Below are 23,715 nucleotides of genomic sequence, written 5' to 3'. Positions count from 1 at the left end.
GAGTGTTCCGGGGAACGTTGGTCAAGAAACGTGCTTCGCCTAGAATATTCGGTATGCCTAAATCTATGTTTCGGTGCGCCAAAGTAGCCGCCCGGACCAGCGCCGCGCGGACGGTGCGCTTCCGCGCCGCAGCCGTTGCCGCCGTCGTGCTTTCCCTCCTCCTGACCGCCTGCGGAGGCGGGGCTGAGGGCAACGGCGATGATGGCAAGAAGGTAGTCCTTACCACCTTCACGGTATTGGCCGACGTCGCCCGGAACGTTGCGGGGGACAAGCTCACCGTGGAGTCCATCACCAAGGCCGGCGCCGAGATCCACGGCTACGAACCCACTCCGGGAGACATCCGGAAGGCGTCCAAGGCGGACCTGATCCTGGACAACGGCCTGAACCTGGAAGCGTGGTTTGGCCAGTTCGTGGAGGGCCTGGATGTGCCCCACGCAGTGGTCAGCGAGGGCGTGGAGCCCATGTCCATCAGTGAGGACGCCTACCAGGGCAAACCCAACCCGCACGCCTGGATGTCGCCGCTGAACGTCAAGGTGTACGTGGACAACATGGTGAAGGCATTCTCTGACCTGGATCCGGACAATGCCGAAACCTTCAAGGCCAACGGTGAGGCCTACAAGGCCGAGCTGCAGGCTGTGCAGGACCAGATGACGTCCAGCCTTGCCGGTGTTCCGGAAAACCAGCGGGCCCTGGTCACCTGCGAAGGGGCCTTCTCCTACCTGGCCCGCGACGCCGGGCTGAACGAGCTCTACATTTGGGCAGTCAATGCCGAGCAGCAGGCCACGCCGCAGCAGATCACCCGCGCCATTGAATTCGTCAAGGCGAACAACGTGCCTGCCGTCTTCTGCGAATCCACCGTCTCCGACGCCCCCATGCAGCAGGTGGTGGGCGCCACCGGTACAAAATTCGGCGGCACGCTCTACGTGGACTCGCTCTCCGAAGCCGACGGTCCGGTTCCCACCTACCTGGACCTGATCCGGCACGACGCGGACGTCATCACCAAAGCCCTGACCGGAGCGGGGTCATGACTACCCCGGCCATCCTGGTGGACAACGTCACCGTGCACTACGGCGAGGTGCTGGCCCTGGATGCCGCGTCCCTTACGCTGGATCCCGCGCGGATCTGCGGGCTGGTGGGCATGAACGGCTCCGGCAAGTCCACCCTGTTCAAGGTGATCATGGGAATGATCAGGCCCGACGCCGGCACCGTCCGCATCAACGGACAGTCACCTTCGCGGACGCGCCGGGAAGGCGGGATCGGCTATGTGCCGCAGAGCGAGGACGTGGACTGGCAGTTTCCGCTGTCCGTCCGGGACGTGGTGATGATGGGCAGGTACGGCCACCAGGGCTTCACCCGTCGCGCCTCCAAGGCGGACCGCGCAGCCGTGGAGGAAGCACTGGACCGGGTGGAGCTCGGAGGTTATGCCGGGCGGCAGATCGGCCAGCTGTCCGGCGGCCAGAAGAAGCGCGCCTTCGTGGCCCGGGGAATCGCCCAGGGAGCCACCACCATGCTCCTGGACGAACCCTTCGCGGGCGTGGACAAAAGATCGGAGGCCACCATCACCCGGCTCCTCCGTGAGCTTGCGGGGGACGGCTGCACCATCCTGGTGTCCACGCACGACCTGCACGCCCTGCCGCAGCTCTGTGACGAAGCCGTGCTCCTGATGCACAAGGTCCTGATGCACGGCCCGCCGGAACTGGTGCTGCAGCCGGAAAACCTGGCCATGGCCTTCGGCCTGGACGTGCTGAACCGGGACACCACAAGCACCAAAACGAAACCTCATCCCAGCCCCCAAACCCGCGACGGCCAAACCCGCGACACCCAAACCCGCGACGGCCTGCCCGCCAACGGCGGAAGGCGGGCCGTCTGATGGAACTCCTCTTCGAACCACTCACCTACGACTTCATGGTGCGCGCCATCGTCACCACCGCGCTCGCCGCCGTCGTCTGTGCCGTGCTGAGCTGCTGGCTCGTCCTGATCGGCTGGTCCCTCATGGGTGACGCCGTCTCACACGCGGTGCTTCCCGGCGTCGTATTGGCGTACATCGTGGGCGCCCCGTTCGCCCTGGGTGCCCTGGTGTTTGCCCTGGTTGCGGTGACCCTGATCGGGGTGGTCCGGAACACCAGCAGGGTGAAGGAGGACGCCGCCATCGGCATCGTGTTCTCCTCGCTGTTCGCGCTCGGCCTGGTGCTGATCTCGGTCACGCCCAGCCAGACGGACCTCAACCACATTATCTTCGGCAACCTGCTGGGCGTCAGCGTCCCGGACCTGATCCAGGTGCTGGTCCTGGGTGTGGTGGCGTTCGCCGTCCTGATTTTGAAGCGGCGGGACCTCACCCTGTACGCCTTCGACCCCACGCACGCGCACGCCATCGGGCTGTCCCCGAAGCGGCTCGGGGCTCTGCTGCTGGGCCTGCTCGCCCTGACATCGGTGGTGGCGCTGCAGACCGTGGGCGTGGTGCTGGTGGTGGCCATGCTCATCATTCCCGGTGCCACGGCCTACCTGCTGACGGACCGGTTCTCCCGGATGCTGGTCATCGCCCCCACGGTGTCGGCCGTGTGCTCCATCGCCGGCATCTACATCAGCTACTACCTGGACACAGCGTCCGGCGCCATGGTGGTGCTGACGCAGGGTGTGGTGTTCGCGCTCGTCTACCTGTTCAGCCCCCGGCAGGGCCTGATCGGGACCCGGCTGGCCAAGGCCCGGCGGAGACGGGCTGTCGCAGCGGCTTAGCAGCCCCGTCTGATAGCAGCCGATTCGACGGTTCCCTGCGCACTCGATGTTGCCCGCCGTCGACCTTGCAGGGAACCGTCTAAGCGGCCACCCCCGAAAACGGTGAGGTTTGCGTTAAGGGATCTTTACCGGGGAACCGGTGGGCGGAAACATCGGCGGCGCAGGATGGGCTGTGCCAGTTGTTTGCCGGCCGAAAGGACCCCGCCCCGTGCTCACCAAGAACCTTTTCCTGCAGGGCATCTACCATTTCCAGGGCGTGGGGATGGAAAAGCCCGTGCCCATCCACAGTGAGCTCTCGCACTACGTCCCGGACGGCGTCATCAACCAGACGCTCTACTTCCGCGGCGGCAACTCCAGCGCCGAGCTGATCGCCGTGGTGCTCCTGCGCAACGGCGTCCCCATGCGGTACTTTCCCATCGGCGCCAAGAGCGAGGTGCACGTTCCGCTCCGGGTGGTGGAGGACATCGAGGGCGGCTCCGTCATCGAGCTGTATGTGGCGGCGCCGGAAGGTGTCCATGGTTCCGTGGTGATCGACCTGGGCATGGTGGAACACTGATGACCAGCGTCCTGGACACGCCCCGGGCCCGGAAAACCGGCAGGGACCCGCGCCGGCGGCTCGTGGTCATCGGCAACGGGATGGCAGGAGCCCGGACGGTGGAGGAGATCCTGGCCCGGGGCGGCGCGGACCAGTTCAGCATCACCATGTTCGGCGACGAGCCCTACGGAAACTACAACCGGATCATGCTCAGCCACGTCCTCTCCGGCGAGGAGTCCGACGCCGACATTTTCCTCAACTCCCTTCCCTGGTACCGGGACAACGGCATCGACCTGCACGCCGGGGTGCGGGTGGAACGCATCGACCGCTTCACTAAGCACGTCTTTTCCAGCGACGGCCGGGTGACGCCGTACGACACCCTCATCATCGCCACGGGCAGCCGCTCGCACATGCCGCCGATGGACGGGCTGCACACGCCCGCCGGGTCAGTGAAACCCGGGGTGTTCGGGTTCCGCACCATCGACGACACTCGGAAAATGGTGGCCCACGCGAAGGAGGAGCACCACCGGCGGGCCGTGGTGATCGGCGGCGGACTGCTGGGGCTTGAGGCCGCGTACGGCCTCCGCAGCCACGGGATCGAGGTGGAGGTGGTCCATTCCGGCGGCCACCTGATGAGTGCGCAGATGGGACCCGACGGCGGCGCGGTGCTCCGCAGGAGCGTGGAGGCACTTGGTATCGGGGTACATACGGGCAGCCGCACCACGGCCGTGCTGGGAACCGACAGGGTGACCGGGGTCCGCCTCCGGGACAAGCCCGACATCAGCTGCGACATGGTGGTGGTTGCCGCCGGAATCCGCCCCAACGTGGACCTGGCGGTGCTCAGCGGCCTGCCGGTGGAACGCGCCATCGTGGTGGATGACCAGCTCCGGGTCCAGGACGAGGACGACATCTACGCAGTGGGGGAGTGCGTCCAGCACCGGGGCGAGGTGTACGGCCTGGTGGCACCGCTCTGGGAACAGGCCGTGGTGCTGGCGAACCACGTCACCGGTGCCGACACCAGTGCCGCGTACCTCGGCTCCCGGACAGCCACCAAGCTGAAGGTGGCCGGCGTGGAAGTGGCCTCCATGGGCCTGCACGGCCCCGAACTGGACACCGACGAACATATCGTTTTCTCCGAGCCCAGCCGCGGCGTCTTCAAATCCATCGTGGTCCGCGACAACAAAATGGTGGGTGCCACGCTCCTGGGCGACAGCCGCAAGGTGGCCTACCTGACCCAGGCCTTCGACCGCGGGCTGCCGCTGCCGGAGGAACGGCTGAGCCTGATGTTCGATCTCGGCACCCCCGGCGATGACGTGGGAGTGGCAGAGCTCGACGACGACGCGCAGGTCTGCAACTGCAACGGCGTCAGTAAGAAGGCGCTCGCCGGAGCGGTGAGGGGCGGGTGCACCACCGTGGCCGGAGCGATGGATGCCACCCGTGCCGGGAAGGGCTGCGGGTCCTGCAAGCTGCTGGTGCAGCAGGTGGTGGAATGGGCGGCCGGCGGAGCAGTGGAGGAAGACCCGGCCGCCAGGTATTACGTACCGGGTATCCCGCTGGACAAGCCGGCCCTGATGGCCGAGATCCGGAAACGCGGGCTCCGCTCGGTCTCCCAGGTGTTCCAGGCGCTGGCTCCCGGCAGCGCCGAGGACGCCAAGTCCAAGATGGGGCTGGCGTCCCTGCTGAAGATGATGCTCGCCGACCAGTACATGGACGAACGCGACGCCCGGTTCATCAACGACCGGGTGCACGCCAACATCCAGCGTGACGGCACGTTCTCCGTGGTGCCGCAGATGAAGGGCGGAGTGACGAGCGTCCAGCAGCTCCGCCGGATTGCTGACGTGGCCGAGAAGCACAAGGTTCCGCTGATCAAGCTGACCGGCGGGCAGCGGATCGACCTGCTGGGGATCCGGAAGGAAGACCTGCCGCAGGTATGGGCGGACCTGGACATGCCCTCCGGCTACGCGTACGGCAAGAGCTTCCGTACCGTCAAAACCTGCGTGGGCCAGGATTTCTGCCGGTACGGCACCGGCGATTCCACAAAGCTGGGCATCGAGATCGAGTCCCGTTTCCAGGGGCTGGAGTCACCGGCCAAACTGAAGCTGGCGGTGTCCGGCTGCCCGCGGAACTGCGCCGAATCCCTGGTCAAGGACGTGGGCGTGGTAGCCGTGGAGGGCGGCCGCTGGGAAATCTACGTAGGGGGAGCGGCCGGAGCCCACATCCGCAAGGGGGACCTGCTGGCCACCGTGGACAGCCCGGAAGAGGTCCAGGTCCTTACCGGACGGTTCATGCAGTACTACCGCGAGCGCGCCAACTGGCTGGAGCGGACGTACGCGTTCGTGCCGCGGGTCGGCATCGAGCACCTTCGCGCCGTGATCGTGGAGGATGCGGAAGGCCTTGCAGCCGGACTGGACGCCGCAATGCAGGCCTCCGTGGACAGCTACGTGGACCCGTGGCGGGAGCGCGATGACCCGCTGACGCCCGGCCAGTTCCGCACCTCGCTGCCGCTGACGGTCCTGCCGCAGGTGCCGGTCCGATGAGCGGAATGATGAGCGGGATGGGCAGCGTCCACTCCCACAACCTGGGCCCGGCTGACCAGATCCCGCCGGGGGAGGGGCGGGCCTTCGCCGTCGACGGGAAACAGGTGGCCGTCTTCCGGCTGCGGGACGGGTCCCTGCGGGCAGTGTCTGCGGTCTGCCCGCACCGCGGGGGACCACTCGCGGATGGCACTATCGACCAGCAGGTGGTGATCTGCCCGCTGCACCAGCATGCCTTCGACCTCCTCAGCGGGTGCTCAACCACCGGGACGGAACCGCTCGCCACCTACCGGATCAGCCTGGATGGCGAGCAGAATCTGGTGCTGGAGACGGGGGCCGTGTAGTGCACGTCACGTAGCACCCCTTTACGTCTTGTAGGATGGACGAGCCGCGCGAAGCTTCGGCTGTACGGAGAATTACGCTCACAAACGGTTGCCTCGGAAGAGAAAAACCGAATTTTGTGAGCTAAATCATCCGTATCCCGGATGCGGCCAACCCCCAACCCACAAGGAACCGTTGTGCCTCAAAGTACCCCCACAGATCTCCAGAACAGCACGGCACCATCCACCGCCGTTGCCGACTCCTCCCTCAGCGCCGAGGGCTACAGCAAGACGCTGGGCAGGCGTCATGTCACCATGATCGCCATGGGTGGCGCCATCGGCGTCGGCCTCTTCATGGGAGCCGGCGGCCGCCTTGCCTCCACCGGCCCGGCCCTGATCTTCTCCTACGCCATTGCCGGCGTCATCGCCTACCTCCTCATGCGGGCCCTGGGCGAACTCATCATGTACCGCCAGACCTCCGGCTCCTTCGTCAGCTACGCCGGCGAAATGTTCGGCAAGAAGGGCGCCTTCCTGTCCGGCTGGATGTACTTCATTAACTGGGGCATGACCGGCATCGCCGAACTCATCGCGATCGGCCTGTACTTCCAGTTCTTCTTCCCCAACGTCCCCGTGGAAGCCTCCGCCATCGCCGCGCTGGCCCTCCTGGTGGCAGTGAACCTGTTGAGCGTCAAGGCGTTCGGTGAATTCGAGTTCTGGGCCTCCTGCCTCAAGGTGGGCGCCATCCTCATCTTCCTGGCCGTGGGCACGTTCATGGTCATCACCAACGCCCAGGTGGGCGACGGCAACGCATCGGTGGCGAACCTGTTCGCCGCGGAAGGCGGCATGTTCCCCAAGGGCGCCTTGGTGATGGTCCTGGTCCTCAACGCCGTGATCTTCGCCTACAACGGCATCGAACTGGTGGGCACCACCGCCGGTGAGATGCAGAACCCGGAGCGCGAAGTGCCCAAGGCGATCCGCGCCGTCGTCCTCCGCATCGTGGTGTTCTACGTTGGTTCGGTCACCCTGCTGGCCATGCTGCTGCCCTCCGACCAGTACGTGGCGGGAACCTCGCCGTTCGTCACGGTCTTCGGCCAGATGGGCCTGGCCTGGGTGGGCGACGTGATGAACATGATCGTCATCACCGCCGCCCTGTCCTCCTGCAACTCCGGCCTGTACTCGATCGGTCGAGTGTTCCGCACCATGGCCAACAACGGCCACGCACCCCAGTGGCTCACCCGGATGTCCAAGCGGCACGTCCCGTACGCAGCCATCCTCGCCATCGCAGCCTTCTACCTGGTGGGCATCCTGCTCAACATCTGGCTGGGCGGCTCCCACGCGTTCGACCTGGCGCTCAACACGGCCTCCATCGGCGTGATCTTCACCTGGGGTGCCATCTTCGCCAGCCAGATCGCGCTGCGCCACCACAAGGGCGTCACCTCCAGCCTGCCGATGCCCGGTTCGCCGTGGACCAGCTGGGCGGGACTGATCGGGCTGCTGGCCATCACCGTGCTCATCGGTTTCGACACCATGACCAGCAAGAGCGGCGAGGTGTTCTACCTGGGCCTGTGGACCCTGGCCACCATCCCGTTCTTCGCTGTGGTCCTGTGGCTGGGCTGGCAGAAGGTCAAGAACAACGAGCCGAAGAACGTGCTGTACAGCTAGGCTCCTTGCCCGTACGACGGCGGCGGGTCACCCTCGAGGGGGCGGCCCGCCGTTGTTGTGCTTCCAAGTATTCCGCGGTGGTGCGCAGCGGCCCGCCGGGGCAGACTGGGGCATGTGACCGAACCCTGGGTGCTCCATGTGGACCTTGACCAGTTCATTGCGGCCGTCGAAGTGCTCCGGCGGCCCGAGCTCGCGGGCAAGGCGGTGATTGTTGGCGGCCGCGGGGATCCCGCCGAGCGGGCAGTTGTGTCCACGGCGTCCTATGAAGCCAGGGCGTACGGCGTCGGCTCGGGAATGCCGCTGCGCATCGCCGCGCGGAAAGTGCCCGGCGCCATCATCCTGCCCGTCGACCAGGACGCCTACCTCGCTGCATCCGAACAGGTCATGGCGGTGCTGCGCTCGCAGCCGGGCGCCACGGTCCAGGTGCTCGGCTGGGATGAAGCGTTCATTGGCGTGCAGGCAACGGATCCGGAGGCCTACGCCCGGCAACTGCAGCAGGCCGTACTCGAGGAAACCCGGCTGCACTGCAGCGTCGGCATCGGCGACACCCTGGTCCGCGCCAAGGTAGCCACCACGTTCGGCAAGCCTGCCGGTGTCTTCCGGCTTACCGAAGACAACTGGCTGGACGTCATGGGGAGCAGGCCCACCATCGAGCTGTGGGGTGTGGGAACCAAGGTGTCGCGCCGCCTGGCCACGCTCGGCATCAAGACTGTTGCCCAGCTTGCGGCGTCCAATCCTGATGACCTGGTTCCCGAGTTCGGCCCGAAGATGGGCCCCTGGTACGCGCAGCTCGGACGGGGCGACGGTTCACGGACAGTCGATGACACGCCCTGGGTGGCACGCGGGCACAGCCGGGAAACCACCTTCCAGCACGATCTGACGGAGCCCGGGCAGATTGACGACGCCGTCCGGGAGTTGGCAGCGCACGTTTTGGAGGATGTCGCGGGCGAGGGCCGGCCGGTTATCGGGCTGACGCTCAAGGTCCGCTACGCCCCGTTCATCACCAAGACGTACGCCCGGAAGATCCCCGAGACGTCGGACCCCGCGGAAGTGCTGGCCCGCGCCCTCGACCTGGTGGCGAAAATCGAGCCGGACCGTCCCATCCGGCTCCTTGGGCTGCGGGCAGACATGACCATGCCCGCAGAGTCCCGGGAAGGGCATACGCCCACCCGCAGCGGATGGTGAAATGGCTGGAAACCAGAATGGCGGCGGATCCCGTGGGATCCACCGCCATTTCTGACTGTTGCAGCACGCCGTTCGCTGCGGCTGCATCAGGAAGGACTAGTCGCGCTTGAACTCGTCCTTGACGCTTTCGCCGACCTTCTTGGCGTCTGCCTTGACCTGGTCGGTCTGGCCTTCTGCCTTCAGGCGGTCGTTGTCGGTTGCGTTGCCCGCAGCTTCCTTGGCCTTGCCGCCCATATCTTCTGCTGCGTTACTGATCTTGTCTCCGAGGCCCATGGTGGTGGCCTCCTTTCGTTTCCCGTGATCAAACAATGCATTTTCACCCTAACACGAAGCTTACTTACTATTTCAAGTCCAACTGATCCGGCAGGTGGGGCTGGCGGTTGGCGGGCGGGCGCCTGTTGAATGTCGTTGCCCGCGGCTAGGCTCGAATTCATGGAGAACAGCACAAGCCTCACCCAGCACGTCCAGGCTCCGCCCGAAAAAGTCTGGTCCGTGATCACCGACATCCCCGGTTCGGCCGCAACATTGTCCGGTGTGCAGGCGGTGCAGCTCCTCACGGACGGCCCGTACGGGGAGGGCACGCGGTGGAAGGAGACCCGGAAAATGCTGGGCCGGTCAGAGACCGTGGAGATGTGGGTGGCCCAGGCTGACCCGCCGCTGAGCACCACAGTGAAGGCAGTCCAGGGCGGCGCGGACTACAGCACACGTTTCAGCCTTGCCCCGCGCGGCGACGGAACCGATCTGACCCTCACGTTCGGGGCTGAGGTGATTAAACCCAACGCCGCGAGCCGCATCATGATGGCGCTTTTCGGAAAGTTGGGCATGGCGGCCACGCGCAAAGCACTCGCGAAGGACCTTTCGGAAATCGCTGCCAAAGCGGAATCGCTGTAGTGGCGGGCGCGCGGGCGGGGACGGGGAAAAGTGCCGGCCTGAAAGTGGCCGCGCCCCGGCTTTCGCCGGTGGTCCTGGAGGACTTGGCGGACCGGCCGGCTCCTGACTTCGAGCGTGGTGGAAAGTACGACGGCGGGCGGTACAGCCGTGCGGCCGCCGACGGTTTGGAGTTGAGCGGCGCAGATTTCGCCGAGTGTGAGTTTGCGGGCGTGTCCTTTAATGACACCCAACTGCGCGGGGCAGGTTTCCGCGACTGCATCCTGGGTGAGCTGTATGCCCCGGTTTTTCGGGCAGCCAGGACCACGTGGCGGGACGTCGAATTCCGCAATCCCCGGCTGGGGTCCGCCGAACTTTACGAGAGCGGCTGGCAGTCTGTCCGGATCGACGGCGGCAAGCTCGACTTCCTCAACCTCCGCGGCGCCAAACTGACGGACGTCCTGATCAGCGACTGCATCATCAACGAACTGGACCTCGGGTCGGCTGCCGGAACGCGGGTGGCACTGAAGAACTGCACCATCGGCACGCTGGACCTGAACGGAGCCAAGCTCAAGGATTTCGACGTTCGCGGCACCGATTTCCGCACCATCACGGGACTCGGCAGCATGGCCGGAATCGTCATTGACGACTACCAGCTGGGCCTCCTGGCACCCCTGCTCGCAGCTCACCTTGGCGTGACGGTCCTGTAGCCGGCCTTCGCCCGGAGGTACGCAACGGCAGCCCTGCCGTGTACTATTTACAGAACGAACGGTCGGTAAGTGGAGGAATCCGCTGTGCCGGGCGCCGATGACAGTGCTGTTTATCGCGTGAAGGGTGTTTCCATGGCTGCAACCGCAGGTCCGCAGGCTTTCCTTGTTGGCGGGGTCCGAACGCCGGTGGGCAAATACGGCGGCGCGCTGTCGTCGGTCCGCCCCGACGACCTTGCGGCCCTGGTGGTCCGGGAGGCAGTGCAGCGAGCGGGTCTTGATCCGGACAGTATCGATGAAGTCATCCTGGGCAACGCCAACGGTGCCGGCGAAGAGAACCGCAACGTGGCACGCATGGCCACCCTGCTGGCCGGGCTGCCGCTCCACATCCCCGGCATCACCGTCAACAGGCTCTGTTCCTCTGGGCTCAGCGCCATCATCCAGGCCAGCCACATGATCAAAGCCGGCGCCGCGGACATCGTGATCGCCGGCGGCGTGGAATCCATGAGCCGTGCCCCCTGGGTACAGGAAAAGCCGACCAGCGCCTTCGCCAAGCCCGGCCATATTTTTGACACCTCCATCGGCTGGCGCTTCACCAATCCCCGGTTCCAGCACGGCGGGCTGTCGCGCGACGGCAAGATGACGTATTCCATGCCGGAGACCGCGGAGGAAGTGGCCCGTGTGGACAGCATCTCCCGGGAGGACGCCGACGCTTTCGCCGTCCGCTCCCATGAACGTTCCCTGGCGGCCATCGAAGCCGGCCGGTTCAAGGACGAGATCGTGCCCGTGACCGTTAAGGGCCGCAAGTCGGAAACCGTAGTGGATACCGACGAGGGTCCACGGCCCGGGACCACCATGGACGTCCTCGCCGGGCTGAAGCCCGTGGCGCACGGCGGGTCTGTGGTGACCGCCGGGAATTCCTCGTCCCTCAATGACGGCGCCTCAGCCATCATCGTCGCGTCCGAAGCGGCCATTGAGCGGCTCGGCCTGACACCCCGCGCGCGCATCATTGACGGCGCGTCGGCCGGTTGCGAACCGGAAATCATGGGCATCGGCCCGGTGCCCGCCACCCAGAAAGTCCTCAAGCGGAGCGGACTCAGCGTAGGCGACCTTGCCGCCGTCGAACTTAACGAAGCCTTTGCCACTCAGTCCCTGGCGTGCATCCGCCGGCTTGGACTGGAACCGGACATTGTTAACCTCGACGGCGGCGCCATCGCCCTCGGGCACCCGCTCGGTTCCAGCGGGGCACGGATCGCCATCACCCTGCTGGGCCGCATGGAGCGCGAGGATGCCAAGGTGGGCCTCGCCACCATGTGCATCGGCGTGGGCCAGGGCACCGCAATGCTGCTGGAGAAAGTCTGATGCCGGGCGCCGTGGACCTGGCGGCGGAGAAGTTCCACGCCCTCCTGGTGGAGGAACGCGGCGACCGCGTGGTGGTGCTGCTCAACCGGCCCGAGGTGCGCAACGCGATCGACCAGCAGATGGTGGATGAACTGCATACCGTGTGCGCCGCCCTGGAACAGAACCCCAAGGTGCTGATCCTGGCGGGCGTCGACGGCGTTTTCGCCTCCGGTGCCGACATCGCCCAGCTGCGCGAGCGGCGCAGGGATGACGCCCTCCAGGGCATCAACTCCACCATCTTCGTGCGGATCGCCAAACTGCCCATGCCGGTGATCGCCGCCCTGGACGGGTACTGCCTGGGCGGGGGAGCGGAACTCGCGTACGCCGCGGATTTCCGGATCGGCACGCCGGACGTCCGGATCGGCAACCCGGAAACCGGGCTTGGCATTCTCGCGGCCGCCGGGGCCAGCTGGCGGCTCAAGGAACTGGTGGGGGAACCCGTGGCCAAACAGATCCTCCTGGCCGGGCGGGTACTTGGCGCCGACGAAGCGCTGGCGGTCAACCTCATCACCGAAATCCACGACGCGGCCGGCCTCCTGGACGCAGCACACAGCCTGGCGGACCGAATTGGCCGGCAGGACCCGCTGGCGGTCCGGATCACCAAGTCCGTGTTCCATGCCCCGGCGGAGGCCCACCCCCTGATCGACCAGCTGGCCCAGGGCATCCTCTTCGAGTCACAGGCCAAGTTCGACCGCATGCAGAAATTCCTGGACAAAAAAGCCGACAAGACGCCCGGAAAGAAGAACTGATGAACAACTCCCTTCCTCCTTCCGGCCTTCCCACAGCTTCCGGATTGCCCGCAGCTTCCGGATTGCCCGCAGCTTCCGGATTGCCCAAAGCGGTGGGCGTCCTGGGCGGCGGCCGCATGGGTGCCGGCATCGCCCACGCCTTCCTGGTCAAGGGCGCCGACGTGCTGGTTATCGAGCGCGACGAACAGTCTGCCGAAGCCGCGCGCGAACGGGTTGAATCGGCGGCTGTGAAGAGCATCGAGCGCGGCGTGGTGGATGCCAACCTGGATGAAATGGTCTCGCGGCTGACCGTGGGTGTGGATTATGACGCCTTTACCGGGCGCCAGCTCGTGGTCGAGGCCGTGCCGGAGGACTGGGACCTCAAAGTCACTGCCCTGCGCGGCATCGAGGAGCGGCTGGCCGACGATGCGTACCTGGCGTCCAACACGTCGTCGCTGTCCGTTAACGGCCTGGCCCGGGAGCTGAAGCGCCCGGAGAACTTCCTGGGCCTGCATTTCTTCAACCCGGTTCCGGCGTCCACGCTCATCGAAGTGGTGCTCGGCGAACGGACATCCCCCGCGCTCGCCACCGCGGCAAAGGGGTGGGTTGAGGCACTTGGCAAGACCGCCGTCGTCGTTAATGACGCCCCCGGATTCGCCTCCTCACGGCTCGGCGTGGCCATCGCCCTCGAGGCGATGCGCATGGTGGAGGAGGGCGTGGCGTCTGCGGAGGACATCGATGCCGCCATGGTCCTGGGCTACAAGCACCCCACCGGGCCGCTCAAGACCACCGACATTGTGGGGCTGGACGTACGGCTGGGGATCGCGGAATACCTGCACTCCACCCTGGGGGAGCGCTTCGCCCCGCCGCAGATCCTCAAGGACAAGGTGGCCCGGGGCGAGCTGGGCCGCAAGACCGGCAAGGGCTTTTTTGACTGGCCCAGCTAGGCTTTCCGCTGCCGAGGCCTGAGCTCCGGCCGCACATTGTCAGACCCCCCTGACATGATTTGGGTATGGCAAGCAGGGCGGCATTGGAAGCGTTGGAGGTCCTTGAGGCGTCCCTTGCTGAGTTGGGTGCTGTGCTGCGTGGGACCGGTGAGGGTTTTGATCCGTTGCGGGAGCAGGCTGATCGGAGCCTGGACGGGCTCGCCGGGGTCGCCCGGCTTGAGGCCGGGACCGCTGCGTTGAAGGTGCATCTGGCTGCAGGGTATGCAGAAGCGGCCAAGGCTGTGGCGTCACGGGCCATGGTGCCGTCCGGGGCGATGGCGCAGGAAGCGTCGATGGTCGCCGAAGTCGCCGGTGTGTTGACTATTGGTGCGAGGGCTGCCGGTGTGCTGCTGGAGCAGTCGCAGGTGCTGGCCAATGTTTTGCCGTTGACCCTGGCGGGGTTGCAGGACGGGAACCTGTCGTGGGCGCATGCGAAGGCGATGGTGGAGGAAACCGCCACCCTGGATCGGGCCGGGGCCGCGGCGTTGGAGGCGCATTTCCTGGGCCCGGACGCACCGAACCCGGCACGCGGGTGTGCGGGGCCGGGGGAGTTGGTGCCGCACCGGTTCCGGCACAAGGCCCGGATCTGGCGGGAACGCCACCACCCCGAATCCCTTGAGAAGCGCCACGCCAGGAGTGTCGCGGAGCGGCGGGTCGAACACCGTCCGGACCTGGACGGGATGGCCTGGTTCCACGCCTACCTCCCGGCGGACACCGCTTTGGGGATGTGGAACCGCACTACCGCACTGGCCCGGGGCCTGCAGGGCCCGGACGAGTCCCGCACCCTGCCCCAGCTCTGCGCCGACATCTTCGCCGACGCCGTCCTCAGCAACGGACAGGACGGGCAGAGCGGGCAGGATTCCGGCGGTATGGTGGCGGAGGTCCGCGCTCCGCACGCGGAGGTCCTGGTTACGGTGCCCGTGTTCTCGCTCATGGGGCTGACGGATGAACCGGCGATGCTTGACGGCCACGGACCCATCCCGGCGTCGATGGCGCGGAAGCTCGTCGGGGACGGGGCTGGCTCGTTTTACCGGGTGCTGGTGGACCCGCGGGACGGGGCGCCGCTGGAAATCGGGCGCACCAGCTACCGGGTTACGAAGGCGATCCGGCGGTGGCTGCGGATGAGGGACGGGAAGTGCCCCTTTCCCGGCTGCAGCAACAACTCGTTGGACAACGAAGCAGACCATTTGTTGGCGTGGCATCACGGCGGGACCACCGGAATATCCAACCTGGGTCAGCCCTGCCGCAAACACCACCGCCTCAGGCACACCAGCGGCTGGAAACCCACCCCGGCCACGAAACACGAACCACCCGGCTGGATCTCACCCTCAGGCCGTCGCTATAAGAGCGAACACCAGGACTGGGAACCACCCCAATGGCCGGAAACCCTTCAGGATGCCGTTGGCGGCTACCCGGACTTGGTCCACCTTGGGCTGTCCCCGGGAGAAGACGCCTTGGAACAAATCCTGTACTCCCGCGGCTGAGCAGTTTCTAGTCGAAGAAGCCCACGATGTAACCGATGAAGTACAGGAGGAAGAGCAGCACACCGGCTCCGATGGCACCGATCCAGAAGACCTGCTGAGCCTTCCCCGATCCCGGCTGCCTGGGCTCCCGGGTGCCTGCCACCGAACCTTCACCTGGAGGAGTTTCGCCGGGAGGGACTCCGCCGCCCGGTTCCAGGCCTGTGATCTTGTCGTCCTCCGGATCCGGGTTGGTTCCTGACACGTCAACTCCCTTGCTCGTCGTCCTGGTGCTGCCCCCAGCGTAACCGGCCCTGATTGCGGGGCCTAGGCTGGTGCAGTGACTTTCCTTGAACCCCTTACCCTGACCGGGCGCCATGTAATCCTCGAGCCTCTGGCTGCCGGACACCACGACGGCCTGGTCGAGGCCGCCAAGGACGGCGAACTGTGGAAGCTTTGGTACACGTCCGTTCCAGCGCCGGAAGAGATGGCTGCCGAAATCCGGCGGCGGCTCGCGCTGCAGGAGGAGGGCTCCATGCTGCCGTTCACCACCAGGCTGATCGACCCTGCCACCGGCGACCCGGGCAGGATCATCGGCATGACCACCTACATGAACATCGACGCCGGCACGCCCCGGGTGGAGATCGGCTCCACCTGGAACGCCGCGTCCGAGCAAGGGACCGGGACCAACCCGGATTCCAAGCTTCTGCTGCTGCGGCACGCGTTCGAAACCATCGGCTGCCCGGCGGTCGAGTTCCGCACGCACTGGCTCAACCACCAGTCACGGGAGGCTATCGCCCGGCTTGGGGCAAAGCAGGACGGCGTCCTGCGCAACCACTCCCGAACCCGCGACGGACTCCTGCGGGACACCGTCGTGTTCTCCATCCTCGAGCACGAGTGGCCCATGGTCCGCGCCGGGCTGGAGTACCGGCTGGCCCGGCGCGGGTAGGGCTGTCTGGCAAGGCTGTGATGCTTTTACCTCAGGACGAATGCATCCTGGCTGACCAACGAGGCAAAGTAACCGTGCCGGTAGCCTTCTCCGGTGGGATGGAAGTTCGCAGGATCCCGCAGGTTTTCCGGGTTAAAGTTGATCCATGGGTCAGCTGACCCCACCCCATGTCCGGCGAAGGCGCCCGTGACATCCACGTACTGGACATCGTCGAACTGGGCATTGGTGAAATTAGCGACGCCGGCAATCACGGCATTAAGTGCACCAGCCAAGGAATTCACTTCGGCAGCTAAGGGGTGACTTGGATCCAAGGGTAAGGGGTATCCCGTGAGGACAATCTTCGCGTCAGGTGCGATCGCATGGATTGTAGTCACCAGATGCACCAGTTCCGTTGCAAAGCTTCCGTCCGTCAGCATGTCCGTCACACGCTTCCGCTCGGCGATGCATTCATCGGATGTCGGCGCTGGAAGGCATGCGAACAGGAGGCTGGTGGAGTTCAAATCGTTCGCCCCTACGGTGAGCGTGACAATTTCCGCTTCCTCAAGAGCAGCGACGGGAAGATTGGCCAAGACCAGGTCCATGGTCCATCCAGAGCACGCGGCGTTGGCTGTCAGCTGTACGCCCCGGAGTTTGTCCGCGATGGCAGGATATCCCTTTTGGCTCACGAAACATTTGAGGTCTGTGTAGGGAACCGCGCCGTGGCCAGACGCATAAGAGTCCCCGAGCGCAACGTAGTCCAGCTGGGGAGGCGGCGCGGCATCGGCCGGGATGGCGGTAAAGCCAAGTGCCATTGCCAGGCTGGCGATGCCGGCTGCAAAACCTGCGCGACGCCGTCGTACTGCTGTGTTTCCCATTGGGGTTCTCCTTTGAACATCAACTGTGGGCTCAGGCATCATCTAGGAGCCAGAGTACGCTTACCCTCCGCGCCGGTCACCGGGCCCACGTACTCATCTTTGCGAACGTGTACCTGTTTGTGACGTGCGGCTCCTGTGACTGATGTGATTAGCTGTCCGAATGAGCAAACCGGGCAGGTCCATGGACTGGGATGGCGCTGTCAACGCTTGGCACGTGGCCGGCGGGGTCTATCGGATGGGACGCCGGGAATGGCTGACGGAGGCGGGCTGGCAACAGGCGTACAACGCCGGCATCCGCACCGTTCTTGACCTTCGGAACGCAGCGGAAGCGCGGCGCCGGGACACCGATCCCGTCGTCTCCCGGGCGGCCTTGCAGGGCATGGCAGTGGTCGCCGCGCCCACCGAGGAGCCGGGCGATCCGCGCCTGACCGCCGTCACTGGCCCCTACCTCAACGACCCCGCGTACTACGCCGACAATGCCCGGATCTTCCCGGAAAAGCTCGTCGGTGTCTTCCAGGCCTTGGCCGCGGCAGCAGGCCGTGGCGACGTAGTGCTGCACTGCGCGGCCGGCCGCGACCGCAGCGGCATGGTCGCCGCCATGGTGCAGGACCTGGCAGGGGACTCCGACCAGGACATCGCGGAGGGCTACCGTCGGGCGGCCCGCGGCATCAATGAGCGCTACCGCACCCACGGCCCGCCCCACGATCGGGAACGGTATGTGGAGGACGCCGAGCTGGAACCCCTGCTGGAGCAGCGCGGCCTGGCGGTGGTGGACTTCGTACGCACCCTTGACACGCGGAACTTCCTCCTGCGGAACGGCCTGGCTTCCCATGAGCTGGAGGCCGTCCTGTCACTGTGCGGAGCAGGAGTGGCGCGATGAGGGCAGGCAACCTCCGGCGGTTCCTCTCGCTGGGCGCCGTCGCCGGGGTTTTGGCGTCGTCCGCCTATGTGGCCGCGCCGGCTTGGGGAACGGGCGAACCCGCAACCGGCCAGCCTGCCGGTGCCACCACCGACGGTCCGGACGCCTCGGGCTCCGGCCTGTCGGAGCGTGCGCTTGCCGAGGCTGTGCAGCGCGACCTCGGGCTTACCCCGGAGGAGTTCACCGCCGCCGGAGAATTGGGCGCCAAAGCCGCCGACGCGGCAGCGCATTTGCGGGATGTGCCGGGATACACCGGCATCAGGCTGGAAGCCAGGCAGATTGTGGTCTCGGGGTCGGGAGCAGAGCTGCTCGAGAAGGTGGCGACCCTTGCCGTCACGATCCCTGAACTGGCCCTTGAAGCGCCGGCCCCTGCGGCCTCACCTGCGCCGGCAGCGGCGGCTGGGCAACCCGGTGCTGGCGTTTCGCCGGAGTCCCGCTCCACCGAAGGTGCAGAGCTCGCGGTGAGCGCCGACCAACTGTTCCAGGCGTACCTGCGCGAGGTGGGCCCCCAAGGCCTGCAGTCCGTGGTGGCCTCCGACGGCAAATTTGTCATCCGGACCGGCGGCATCAACACACCGGAATCGACGTCGGACGCGCGCGCCAGTGCTCCGGCCGCCGGTTCCGGAAAGGTGTCGCCCGCGGAGTTCGTGGCACGGTACGCCAACGTGGAGCTCGACGGCGGCGCTTCCCTTGCACCTGAAGCTGACGTTCCCGGGGGAGTCGGCTACATTGCCGACACCGGCTGGATCTGCTCCACCGGCTTCTCTGCCTTCGACCCCGCCGGCCTGCCCGCCGTCCTCTCCGCGGGACACTGCGCGTCGGATGGTGCAGCCGAAACGGCGACCCTGGAGTTCCAGTTCAACCAGGTAGGGCTGCTGGGCAGGTTTGGGTTCAGCCAGTACGGTGGCCCGGGCAATTCCCGCATCATCGAAAATCCGCTGGACCCGGATAATCCCGGGAACGTGGGCACCGACATCTCCGTGATCGAGTCCCTGCGACCGGACATTGACCCGCTGCCGGCGGCCAGTACCTGGGGCAACCAGTCCGAGCCCGGTCCCGACGTGAAGATCATCGGCAGCGCGGATCCAGTGGCGGGAATGCCGGTGTGCCGGTCCGGGCGGTCGTCCTTCTGGTCCTGCGGGACGATCGACGCTGTGGGCATCTTTGTTGTTCCAGGCCCCGGCTACGCGGCCGACCCCACAGATCTTCGCGCCTTCCGCGGCTTCCTCTCCTACGCCGTGCAGTCCAGCGGTGGTGACTCCGGCGGCCCCTACATCAGCGGCAACTACGCGGTGGGGACACATGCGGCAGGGGATACCCCTGACGAAAACGGCAACGTCATCCAAAACATGGCTATCGCCGCAACCCTCAGGGACAGCCTGGCCGTCCTGCCCGGCTATGAGCTGGAACTCTTCCTCAACAAGCCCACCGTCACCACGCCTGCGCCTGGCGCTACTTATGAGCCGGGGCAGCGCGTCACCGGGACGGTTCCTGCGGCTCCCGCGTCCGCCGTCGCCGCGGGGTCGAAAGTCCGGATCACGCTGGACGGAGAGGATCCTTTCGAAGTCCAGGTTGATCCCGCAGGAAACTGGAGCTTCCCGGCGCCTGACGGCGATGAGGCGCTTCGGTTCACCGCGGAAACTGTGAATGGGTTCAGTGTTTCCGGGACAAACAGCTTTGAGTTTGCGCTGGCTGAACCGTCCGATCCGAAGCCGCCGGCGCCAGTCGATCCGGGACCGCCGGCTCCCGCTGACCCCGCCCCCCAGCCTGCTCCCGTTCCGGCTGACCCTGCCCCGGCGGCGCCTGCCCCCGCACCCGCTCCGGCTGACCCGGCTCCCGTTCCGGCTGACCCGGCTCCCGTTCCGGCTGACCCGGCTCCCGTTCCGGCTGACCCGGCCCCGGCGGCGCCGGCTGACCCAGCACCCGCTCCGGCTGATCCGGCACCTGCTCCCGCCGACTCAGCGCCGACAAACCCCGCATCCGTTCCGGCTGCACCTGCCCCGGCTGACGCGGCCCCGGCGGCGCCGGTACATCCTTCGGACGGCGCCCCCGCCGTCGGCGTACCTCCCTCTGCCAGCACGCCTCCGGCTGATCTCGCCAACACAGGAAACGGCTCACGTGCCCCGGCGGGTGCCGGCTACCTGGCCTTCACCGGTTCGTCGGCGCTGCTGCCGGCTGCCGTTGCTGCCGCGGCAGCGATCGCCGTCGGGGGCGTCCTGATGGCACTGGTCAGGCGCAGGAAGCGCAACGGGTAGGTCTCGACAGTCTCAACCACAGGTGCGGCTACTTATGGCGCCGCATCAGCAGGTTGGTGATACGCATGGTGCAGAGCCGCTGCCCGGCTTCGTTGGCGATAACCACTTCGTGCGTAGTGAGCGTGCCGCCCAGGTGGATGGGCGTGGCCGTGATGGTCACCTGTCCCTCGCGGGCGGAGCGGTGGTGGGTGGCGGAGACGTCCACCCCGACGGCGGTCTTGCCCATGGTGCTCGCATGGATAACCGCCGCCCAGGAACCCACAGCCTCGCCGACAGCCAGCGACGCCCCGCCATGCAGTAGACCGAAGGACTGCCTGTTTCCCTCCACCGGCATGGTAGCCACCACGCGCTCCACCGACTCTTCGACGATCTTGACACCCATCTTCTCGTCCAGCTCGCCGAGGTGGATCTTCCACAGCTCATGCTCCGCGGCGGGACTTGCCTCGGTGTCTGATTCGTTCGGGGATGCGGCGTTCATGTGCTCTCCTTCGGGGCTGATGTGCTTCCAGTGTGCAGCGTGATGGTGTGGTCCGTTCTAGTGTGCACGGCGGCACATTCATGTAAGGTACTTATATTACCGAACGGACGGTCAGTAATGATCGGATGCCGTTTCCTGCCCCCTTGTTGGAAGGACCGTCAACGATGACCACCACTGCCACAGCTCCCCACGCCACGCTCGACACCGTGGAAACAGTGCCCAGCTTCATCATGGATTCCTGGTGGACGCCCGACGCCGGATCAACAGCGTCAGCCGTGCCTGTCCGTGACGCCAGCACCGGGGAAATCCTGGCCAAGGTGAGCACGGAAGGGCTGGACCTGGCCGCCGTCGTGGAGTACGGCCGCACCACGGGCCAGGCGGAACTGGGCGAGTTCACCTTCCACCAGCGCGCCCTGAAGCTCAAGGAACTGGCGCAGTACCTGCACGCCCGGCGGGAACACTTCTACGCTTTCTCTGCACAGACCGGCGCCACCAAGATCGACAACCTGATCGATATCGACGGCGGCATCGGCGTCCTGTTCACCTTCGGTTCCAAGGGCCGGCGCGAACTGCCCAACTCGCAGGTGGTGGTGGACGGGCCCATGGAGGTGCTGTCCAAGGACGGCTCCTTCGCCGGCGAGCACATCTACACCCGCATTCCCGGCGTGGCCGTGCAGATCAACGCCTTCAACTTCCCGGTCTGGGGCATGCTGGAGAAATTCGCGCCCGCTTTCCTGGCCGGCGTACCCACCATCGTCAAGCCTGCAACACCCACCGGCTATGTCGCCGCGGCCGTGGTCAAGGCCATCGTCGAATCCAACATCCTGCCCAAGGGCTCGCTGCAGCTGATCTCCGGTTCCGTCCGCGGCCTGCTGGACGTGCTGGACTACCGCGACCTGGTGGCCTTCACCGGTTCTGCGTCCACGGCCCTGTCCCTGAAGTCCCACCCCAACGTGGTCCAGGGCGGCGTCCGCTTCACCTCGGAAACCGACTCCCTGAACGCGGCCATCCTGGGCCCCGACGCCGTGGAAGGCACGCCCGAATTCGATGCTTTTGTCCGGTCTGTTGTCACCGAAATGACGGCCAAGGCGGGCCAGAAATGCACCGCCATCCGCCGGGCCATCGTTCCCGAAGCGCTGGTTTCCGCGGTCAGCAAGGCCATCGGTCAGCGGCTCACCGAACGCGTGGTGCTGGGTGACCCCCGCGCGGACGGCGTCACCATGGGCGCCTTGGCCTCTGTGGAACAGCTTAAGGACGTCCGCGCGGCCGTGCAGTCAATGCTCGACGCCGGCGGTGAGCTTGCGTACGGAACGCTTGATTCGCCGTCGGTCACCTCTGTGGACGGTTCCACCGGGCAGGTGGACGGCGGCGCGTTCATGGCGCCGGTCCTGCTGAACTGGAACAACCCCGAGGCGGAGGAAGTCCACTCGCTGGAGGCGTTCGGGCCCGTCTCGTCCGTGATCGGGTACAAGGACACCGCCGACGCCGTCCGCCTCGCCGCGCGCGGCAGCGGCTCCCTGGTGGCCACGGTGTGCACCAACGATCCTGACGTTGCCCGCGAACTCGTGACCGGCATCGCCGCACACCACGGACGCGTGCTGATGCTCAACCGCGAGGACGCCAGGAGCTCCACCGGCCACGGCTCACCAGTCCCGCACTTGGTCCACGGCGGTCCCGGACGGGCCGGCGGCGGCGAGGAGCTGGGCGGCATCCGGTCCGTCATGCACCACATGCAGCGCACCGCCATCCAGGGGTCGCCGAACATGCTTACAGCAATCACCGGCGTCTGGCATGCCGGGGCAGACCGGCACTTCACCGTTGAGACGGAAGGAACGCACCCGTTCCGGAAATCCCTGGAGACGCTGCGCATCGGCGACGCCGTCCGCTCCGACCTACGGCAGGTCACGCTGGAGGACATCACGGCGTTCGCCAACTCAACCGGAGACACGTTCTACGCCCACACCAACCACGAGGCCGCGGAGGCCAACCCGTTTTTCCCCGGCATCGTGGCCCACGGCTACCTGCTGCTCGCCTGGGGTGCGGGACTGTTCGTGGAGCCCGCGCCGGGGCCCGTCCTGGCCAACTATGGCCTGGAGAACCTGCGCTTCATCACTCCGGTGGCCGCCGGCGATTCCATCCGGGTGACCCTCACGGCCAAAAGGATCACTCCGCGCGAAACCGACGAGTACGGTGAGGTGGCCTGGGATGCCGTCCTCACCAACCAGAACGACGAGATCGTGGCCACCTACGACGTCCTCACCCTCGTCGAAAAGTAGCCGGGGCATCATGGCCGGTGGTTGCCGTCAACGCAAGAGGGTGATTCGCTGGAGTGATGAGCGACAAGGAAACCCCCGGCAACCAGGATCTTCCCGCTGACGAGCATCTGCGCGAGGACATCGCACCCGGGTCCGGGGAGGAACAGGCAGCCTCCCCGGACGGACACTTCCTGCCCGGCCAGACCAATGCCGGCCAGCAGGTTGGCGGACTGGCCTCGGCCACCGGCTACGGGGACGGCCAGGACCCCGACAAGCGGGACGACAGCAACAACCCGATCTAGCCGCCGAAGGGGGAGGTGCCCGGCTGGCCGCCGGACACCATGCCCCGCCAGGCCACGTCCAGGGCGGACCGGCAGCGGGCCCTGGTATTCCCGTCGTCGAGGTGATCGCCGCGGACCACCAGCTGGTAGTAGAACACGCCGGCGATGAGATCGAAACAGGCTTCCGGATCGAGGTCGGCCCGGAGTTCGCCCCGCTCGATGCCGGTGCGGAGCGCATTCTCGATGGGTGCCCGCCGCCGCGAAACGTGGGAGGTCCAGTACGCCTTTTGCAGTTCACGGTCCGCCATGGCCAGCCGGATCCTCTGCCGGAACCGCTCGTCGGGGTAGTCCACCGGCCCGGTCCCGGCTGTGGCGCCCAGCAGGGTTTCGAGGATGGCGTCCCGCAGGTTTCCGTCAGCAGGTATCGCGGGAGGCATTTCACGCCCCACGTCGAGTGCGGCAGCGATGAGGGTGGTCAGCGAGGGCCACCGCCGGTACAGGGCGGCACGGCTGACTCCGCTGCGCTCCACGATCCGCGCCGCGGTCACGTCCTGCTTGTCGTCAATGAGTTCCAGGACGGCGGCCAGGACCTGGGCGTCGATGTCC

The 23,715-nt window shown here is 66.4% G+C and carries 24 protein-coding genes; 19 read left to right on the top strand and 5 right to left on the bottom strand.

From position 1 onward, the window contains the following. The first annotated feature begins 53 nt into the window (after positions 1-53). The 8 genes from P2Q66_RS14315 (at position 54) to P2Q66_RS14280 (ending at position 8,969) form a co-directional block, all read left to right on the top strand. Positions 54-1,028 carry a metal ABC transporter substrate-binding protein gene (locus P2Q66_RS14315; RefSeq protein WP_275729146.1) on the top strand — a complete coding sequence of 325 codons (975 nt, stop codon included), beginning with the start codon at positions 54-56 and terminating at the stop codon, positions 1,026-1,028. Next, positions 1,025-1,870, top strand: a complete 846-nt coding sequence (locus P2Q66_RS14310; protein ID WP_275729145.1) for a metal ABC transporter ATP-binding protein — start codon at positions 1,025-1,027, stop codon at positions 1,868-1,870. Before P2Q66_RS14315 ends, P2Q66_RS14310 begins: the two co-directional genes overlap by 4 nt. Beyond that, positions 1,870-2,733, top strand: coding sequence for a metal ABC transporter permease (locus P2Q66_RS14305; protein WP_275729143.1), 864 nt, complete (start codon positions 1,870-1,872; stop codon positions 2,731-2,733). Before P2Q66_RS14310 ends, P2Q66_RS14305 begins: the two co-directional genes overlap by 1 nt. Before the next feature lie 208 nt (positions 2,734-2,941). Beyond that, entirely contained in the window at positions 2,942-3,289 is a 348-nt protein-coding gene (locus P2Q66_RS14300) for a molybdopterin oxidoreductase (RefSeq protein ID WP_079597487.1), read from the top strand. Beyond that, the gene (gene nirB / locus P2Q66_RS14295; RefSeq protein WP_275729141.1) at positions 3,289-5,805 is read left to right on the top strand and encodes a nitrite reductase large subunit NirB; all 2,517 of its coding nucleotides are present in this window, start codon (positions 3,289-3,291) and stop codon (positions 5,803-5,805) included. The genes P2Q66_RS14300 and nirB overlap by 1 nt, the downstream gene beginning before the upstream one ends. Next, positions 5,802-6,146: a Rieske 2Fe-2S domain-containing protein gene (locus P2Q66_RS14290; RefSeq protein WP_275729139.1), complete on the top strand. Its 345-nt coding sequence runs from the start codon at positions 5,802-5,804 to the stop codon at positions 6,144-6,146. Before nirB ends, P2Q66_RS14290 begins: the two co-directional genes overlap by 4 nt. A 174-nt stretch (positions 6,147-6,320) precedes the next feature. Continuing rightward, a complete protein-coding gene (locus P2Q66_RS14285; protein ID WP_275729137.1) occupies positions 6,321-7,784 on the top strand; it encodes an amino acid permease in 1,464 nt (487 codons plus the stop codon). A gap of 129 nt (positions 7,785-7,913) precedes the next feature. Then, positions 7,914-8,969, top strand: a complete 1,056-nt coding sequence (locus P2Q66_RS14280) for a DNA polymerase IV (RefSeq protein ID WP_275729147.1) — start codon at positions 7,914-7,916, stop codon at positions 8,967-8,969. 96 nt (positions 8,970-9,065) lie between these two features. Here P2Q66_RS14280 and P2Q66_RS14275 read toward each other — a convergent pair whose 3' ends face one another. After that, on the bottom strand, positions 9,066-9,242 hold the full coding sequence (locus P2Q66_RS14275) for a CsbD family protein (RefSeq protein WP_079597484.1): 177 nt from the start codon (positions 9,240-9,242) through the stop codon (positions 9,066-9,068). A gap of 159 nt (positions 9,243-9,401) precedes the next feature. On the opposite strand from P2Q66_RS14275, the gene P2Q66_RS14270 reads away from it, so the two are divergent. The 6 genes from P2Q66_RS14270 to P2Q66_RS14245 all read left to right on the top strand — a co-directional run bounded on the left by P2Q66_RS14270 (position 9,402) and on the right by P2Q66_RS14245 (position 15,142). After that, entirely contained in the window at positions 9,402-9,860 is a 459-nt protein-coding gene (locus P2Q66_RS14270; RefSeq protein ID WP_275729134.1) for an SRPBCC family protein, read from the top strand. Continuing rightward, the gene (locus P2Q66_RS14265; RefSeq protein WP_275729132.1) at positions 9,860-10,546 is read left to right on the top strand and encodes a pentapeptide repeat-containing protein; all 687 of its coding nucleotides are present in this window, start codon (positions 9,860-9,862) and stop codon (positions 10,544-10,546) included. Before P2Q66_RS14270 ends, P2Q66_RS14265 begins: the two co-directional genes overlap by 1 nt. 132 nt (positions 10,547-10,678) lie before the next feature. Continuing rightward, positions 10,679-11,905 (top strand): thiolase family protein, encoded by a 1,227-nt coding sequence (locus tag P2Q66_RS14260; RefSeq protein WP_275729131.1) that lies wholly within the window; start codon positions 10,679-10,681, stop codon positions 11,903-11,905. Beyond that, the gene (locus tag P2Q66_RS14255; protein WP_104443496.1) at positions 11,905-12,693 is read left to right on the top strand and encodes an enoyl-CoA hydratase/isomerase family protein; all 789 of its coding nucleotides are present in this window, start codon (positions 11,905-11,907) and stop codon (positions 12,691-12,693) included. Before P2Q66_RS14260 ends, P2Q66_RS14255 begins: the two co-directional genes overlap by 1 nt. Beyond that, on the top strand, positions 12,693-13,619 hold the full coding sequence (locus tag P2Q66_RS14250) for a 3-hydroxyacyl-CoA dehydrogenase family protein (RefSeq protein ID WP_275729130.1): 927 nt from the start codon (positions 12,693-12,695) through the stop codon (positions 13,617-13,619). The genes P2Q66_RS14255 and P2Q66_RS14250 overlap by 1 nt, the downstream gene beginning before the upstream one ends. Before the next feature lie 65 nt (positions 13,620-13,684). Further along, positions 13,685-15,142 carry an HNH endonuclease signature motif containing protein gene (locus tag P2Q66_RS14245; protein WP_275729128.1) on the top strand — a complete coding sequence of 486 codons (1,458 nt, stop codon included), beginning with the start codon at positions 13,685-13,687 and terminating at the stop codon, positions 15,140-15,142. 7 nt (positions 15,143-15,149) lie between these two features. On the opposite strand, the gene P2Q66_RS14240 is transcribed toward P2Q66_RS14245, so the two are convergent. Beyond that, a complete protein-coding gene (locus P2Q66_RS14240; RefSeq protein WP_115524777.1) occupies positions 15,150-15,383 on the bottom strand; it encodes a DUF6480 family protein in 234 nt (77 codons plus the stop codon). Positions 15,384-15,458: 75 nt separating this feature from the next. Here P2Q66_RS14240 and P2Q66_RS14235 point away from each other — a divergent pair, with 75 nt between their 5' ends. Continuing rightward, positions 15,459-16,067 (top strand): GNAT family protein, encoded by a 609-nt coding sequence (locus P2Q66_RS14235; RefSeq protein WP_275729124.1) that lies wholly within the window; start codon positions 15,459-15,461, stop codon positions 16,065-16,067. Between the two features lie 26 nt (positions 16,068-16,093). Here P2Q66_RS14235 and P2Q66_RS14230 read toward each other — a convergent pair whose 3' ends face one another. After that, positions 16,094-16,921 (bottom strand): SGNH/GDSL hydrolase family protein, encoded by an 828-nt coding sequence (locus P2Q66_RS14230; protein ID WP_275729121.1) that lies wholly within the window; start codon positions 16,919-16,921, stop codon positions 16,094-16,096. A 160-nt stretch (positions 16,922-17,081) separates the two neighbouring features. On the opposite strand from P2Q66_RS14230, the gene P2Q66_RS14225 reads away from it, so the two are divergent. Together P2Q66_RS14225 and P2Q66_RS14220 are read left to right on the top strand one after the other, a co-directional pair. Further along, the gene (locus tag P2Q66_RS14225) at positions 17,082-17,801 is read left to right on the top strand and encodes a tyrosine-protein phosphatase (RefSeq protein WP_275729118.1); all 720 of its coding nucleotides are present in this window, start codon (positions 17,082-17,084) and stop codon (positions 17,799-17,801) included. Continuing rightward, positions 17,798-20,095, top strand: coding sequence for a S1 family peptidase (locus P2Q66_RS14220; protein ID WP_275729115.1), 2,298 nt, complete (start codon positions 17,798-17,800; stop codon positions 20,093-20,095). The genes P2Q66_RS14225 and P2Q66_RS14220 overlap by 4 nt, the downstream gene beginning before the upstream one ends. 28 nt (positions 20,096-20,123) lie before the next feature. On the opposite strand, the gene P2Q66_RS14215 is transcribed toward P2Q66_RS14220, so the two are convergent. After that, complete coding sequence (locus P2Q66_RS14215; RefSeq protein ID WP_275729114.1) at positions 20,124-20,573, bottom strand: hotdog fold thioesterase; 450 nt, start codon at positions 20,571-20,573, stop codon at positions 20,124-20,126. A 164-nt stretch (positions 20,574-20,737) separates the two neighbouring features. Here P2Q66_RS14215 and paaZ point away from each other — a divergent pair, with 164 nt between their 5' ends. Both paaZ and P2Q66_RS14205 read left to right on the top strand, forming a co-directional pair. Then, positions 20,738-22,849 carry a phenylacetic acid degradation bifunctional protein PaaZ gene (gene paaZ / locus P2Q66_RS14210; protein WP_275729112.1) on the top strand — a complete coding sequence of 704 codons (2,112 nt, stop codon included), beginning with the start codon at positions 20,738-20,740 and terminating at the stop codon, positions 22,847-22,849. A 56-nt stretch (positions 22,850-22,905) separates the two neighbouring features. After that, positions 22,906-23,130: a hypothetical protein gene (locus P2Q66_RS14205; protein WP_275729111.1), complete on the top strand. Its 225-nt coding sequence runs from the start codon at positions 22,906-22,908 to the stop codon at positions 23,128-23,130. On the opposite strand, the gene P2Q66_RS14200 is transcribed toward P2Q66_RS14205, so the two are convergent. Beyond that, positions 23,127-23,715 (bottom strand): TetR/AcrR family transcriptional regulator (locus P2Q66_RS14200; protein WP_275729109.1); only part of this gene is annotated, 589 nt, incomplete at its 5' end. The genes P2Q66_RS14205 and P2Q66_RS14200 overlap by 4 nt on opposite strands.

Source organism: Arthrobacter sp. Cr_A7 (genome assembly GCF_029222765.1).
Classification (GTDB): Bacteria; Actinomycetota; Actinomycetes; order Actinomycetales; family Micrococcaceae; genus Arthrobacter.
The sequence above is the reverse complement of the archived record's forward strand: the minus strand, read 5'-3'. Positions and strand labels throughout refer to the sequence as shown.

Bases quoted from the DNA above. Each gene is read 5' to 3' on its own strand.
- P2Q66_RS14260 (WP_275729131.1), top strand. From the start codon at position 10,679: ATGGCTGCAACCGCAGGTCCGCAGGCTTTCCTTGTTGGCGGGGTCCGA.
- P2Q66_RS14315 (WP_275729146.1), top strand. From the start codon at position 54: ATGCCTAAATCTATGTTTCGGTGCGCCAAAGTAGCCGCCCGGACCAGC.
- nirB (WP_275729141.1), top strand. From the start codon at position 3,289: ATGACCAGCGTCCTGGACACGCCCCGGGCCCGGAAAACCGGCAGGGAC.
- P2Q66_RS14225 (WP_275729118.1), top strand. From the start codon at position 17,082: ATGAGCAAACCGGGCAGGTCCATGGACTGGGATGGCGCTGTCAACGCT.
- P2Q66_RS14255 (WP_104443496.1), top strand. From the start codon at position 11,905: ATGCCGGGCGCCGTGGACCTGGCGGCGGAGAAGTTCCACGCCCTCCTG.
- P2Q66_RS14245 (WP_275729128.1), top strand. From the start codon at position 13,685: ATGGCAAGCAGGGCGGCATTGGAAGCGTTGGAGGTCCTTGAGGCGTCC.
- P2Q66_RS14275 (WP_079597484.1), bottom strand. From the start codon at position 9,242: ATGGGCCTCGGAGACAAGATCAGTAACGCAGCAGAAGATATGGGCGGC.
- P2Q66_RS14310 (WP_275729145.1), top strand. From the start codon at position 1,025: ATGACTACCCCGGCCATCCTGGTGGACAACGTCACCGTGCACTACGGC.
- P2Q66_RS14230 (WP_275729121.1), bottom strand. From the start codon at position 16,921: ATGGGAAACACAGCAGTACGACGGCGTCGCGCAGGTTTTGCAGCCGGC.
- paaZ (WP_275729112.1), top strand. From the start codon at position 20,738: ATGACCACCACTGCCACAGCTCCCCACGCCACGCTCGACACCGTGGAA.
- P2Q66_RS14215 (WP_275729114.1), bottom strand. From the start codon at position 20,573: ATGAACGCCGCATCCCCGAACGAATCAGACACCGAGGCAAGTCCCGCC.
- P2Q66_RS14290 (WP_275729139.1), top strand. From the start codon at position 5,802: ATGAGCGGAATGATGAGCGGGATGGGCAGCGTCCACTCCCACAACCTG.
- P2Q66_RS14250 (WP_275729130.1), top strand. From the start codon at position 12,693: ATGAACAACTCCCTTCCTCCTTCCGGCCTTCCCACAGCTTCCGGATTG.
- P2Q66_RS14305 (WP_275729143.1), top strand. From the start codon at position 1,870: ATGGAACTCCTCTTCGAACCACTCACCTACGACTTCATGGTGCGCGCC.
- P2Q66_RS14220 (WP_275729115.1), top strand. From the start codon at position 17,798: ATGAGGGCAGGCAACCTCCGGCGGTTCCTCTCGCTGGGCGCCGTCGCC.
- P2Q66_RS14270 (WP_275729134.1), top strand. From the start codon at position 9,402: ATGGAGAACAGCACAAGCCTCACCCAGCACGTCCAGGCTCCGCCCGAA.
- P2Q66_RS14205 (WP_275729111.1), top strand. From the start codon at position 22,906: ATGAGCGACAAGGAAACCCCCGGCAACCAGGATCTTCCCGCTGACGAG.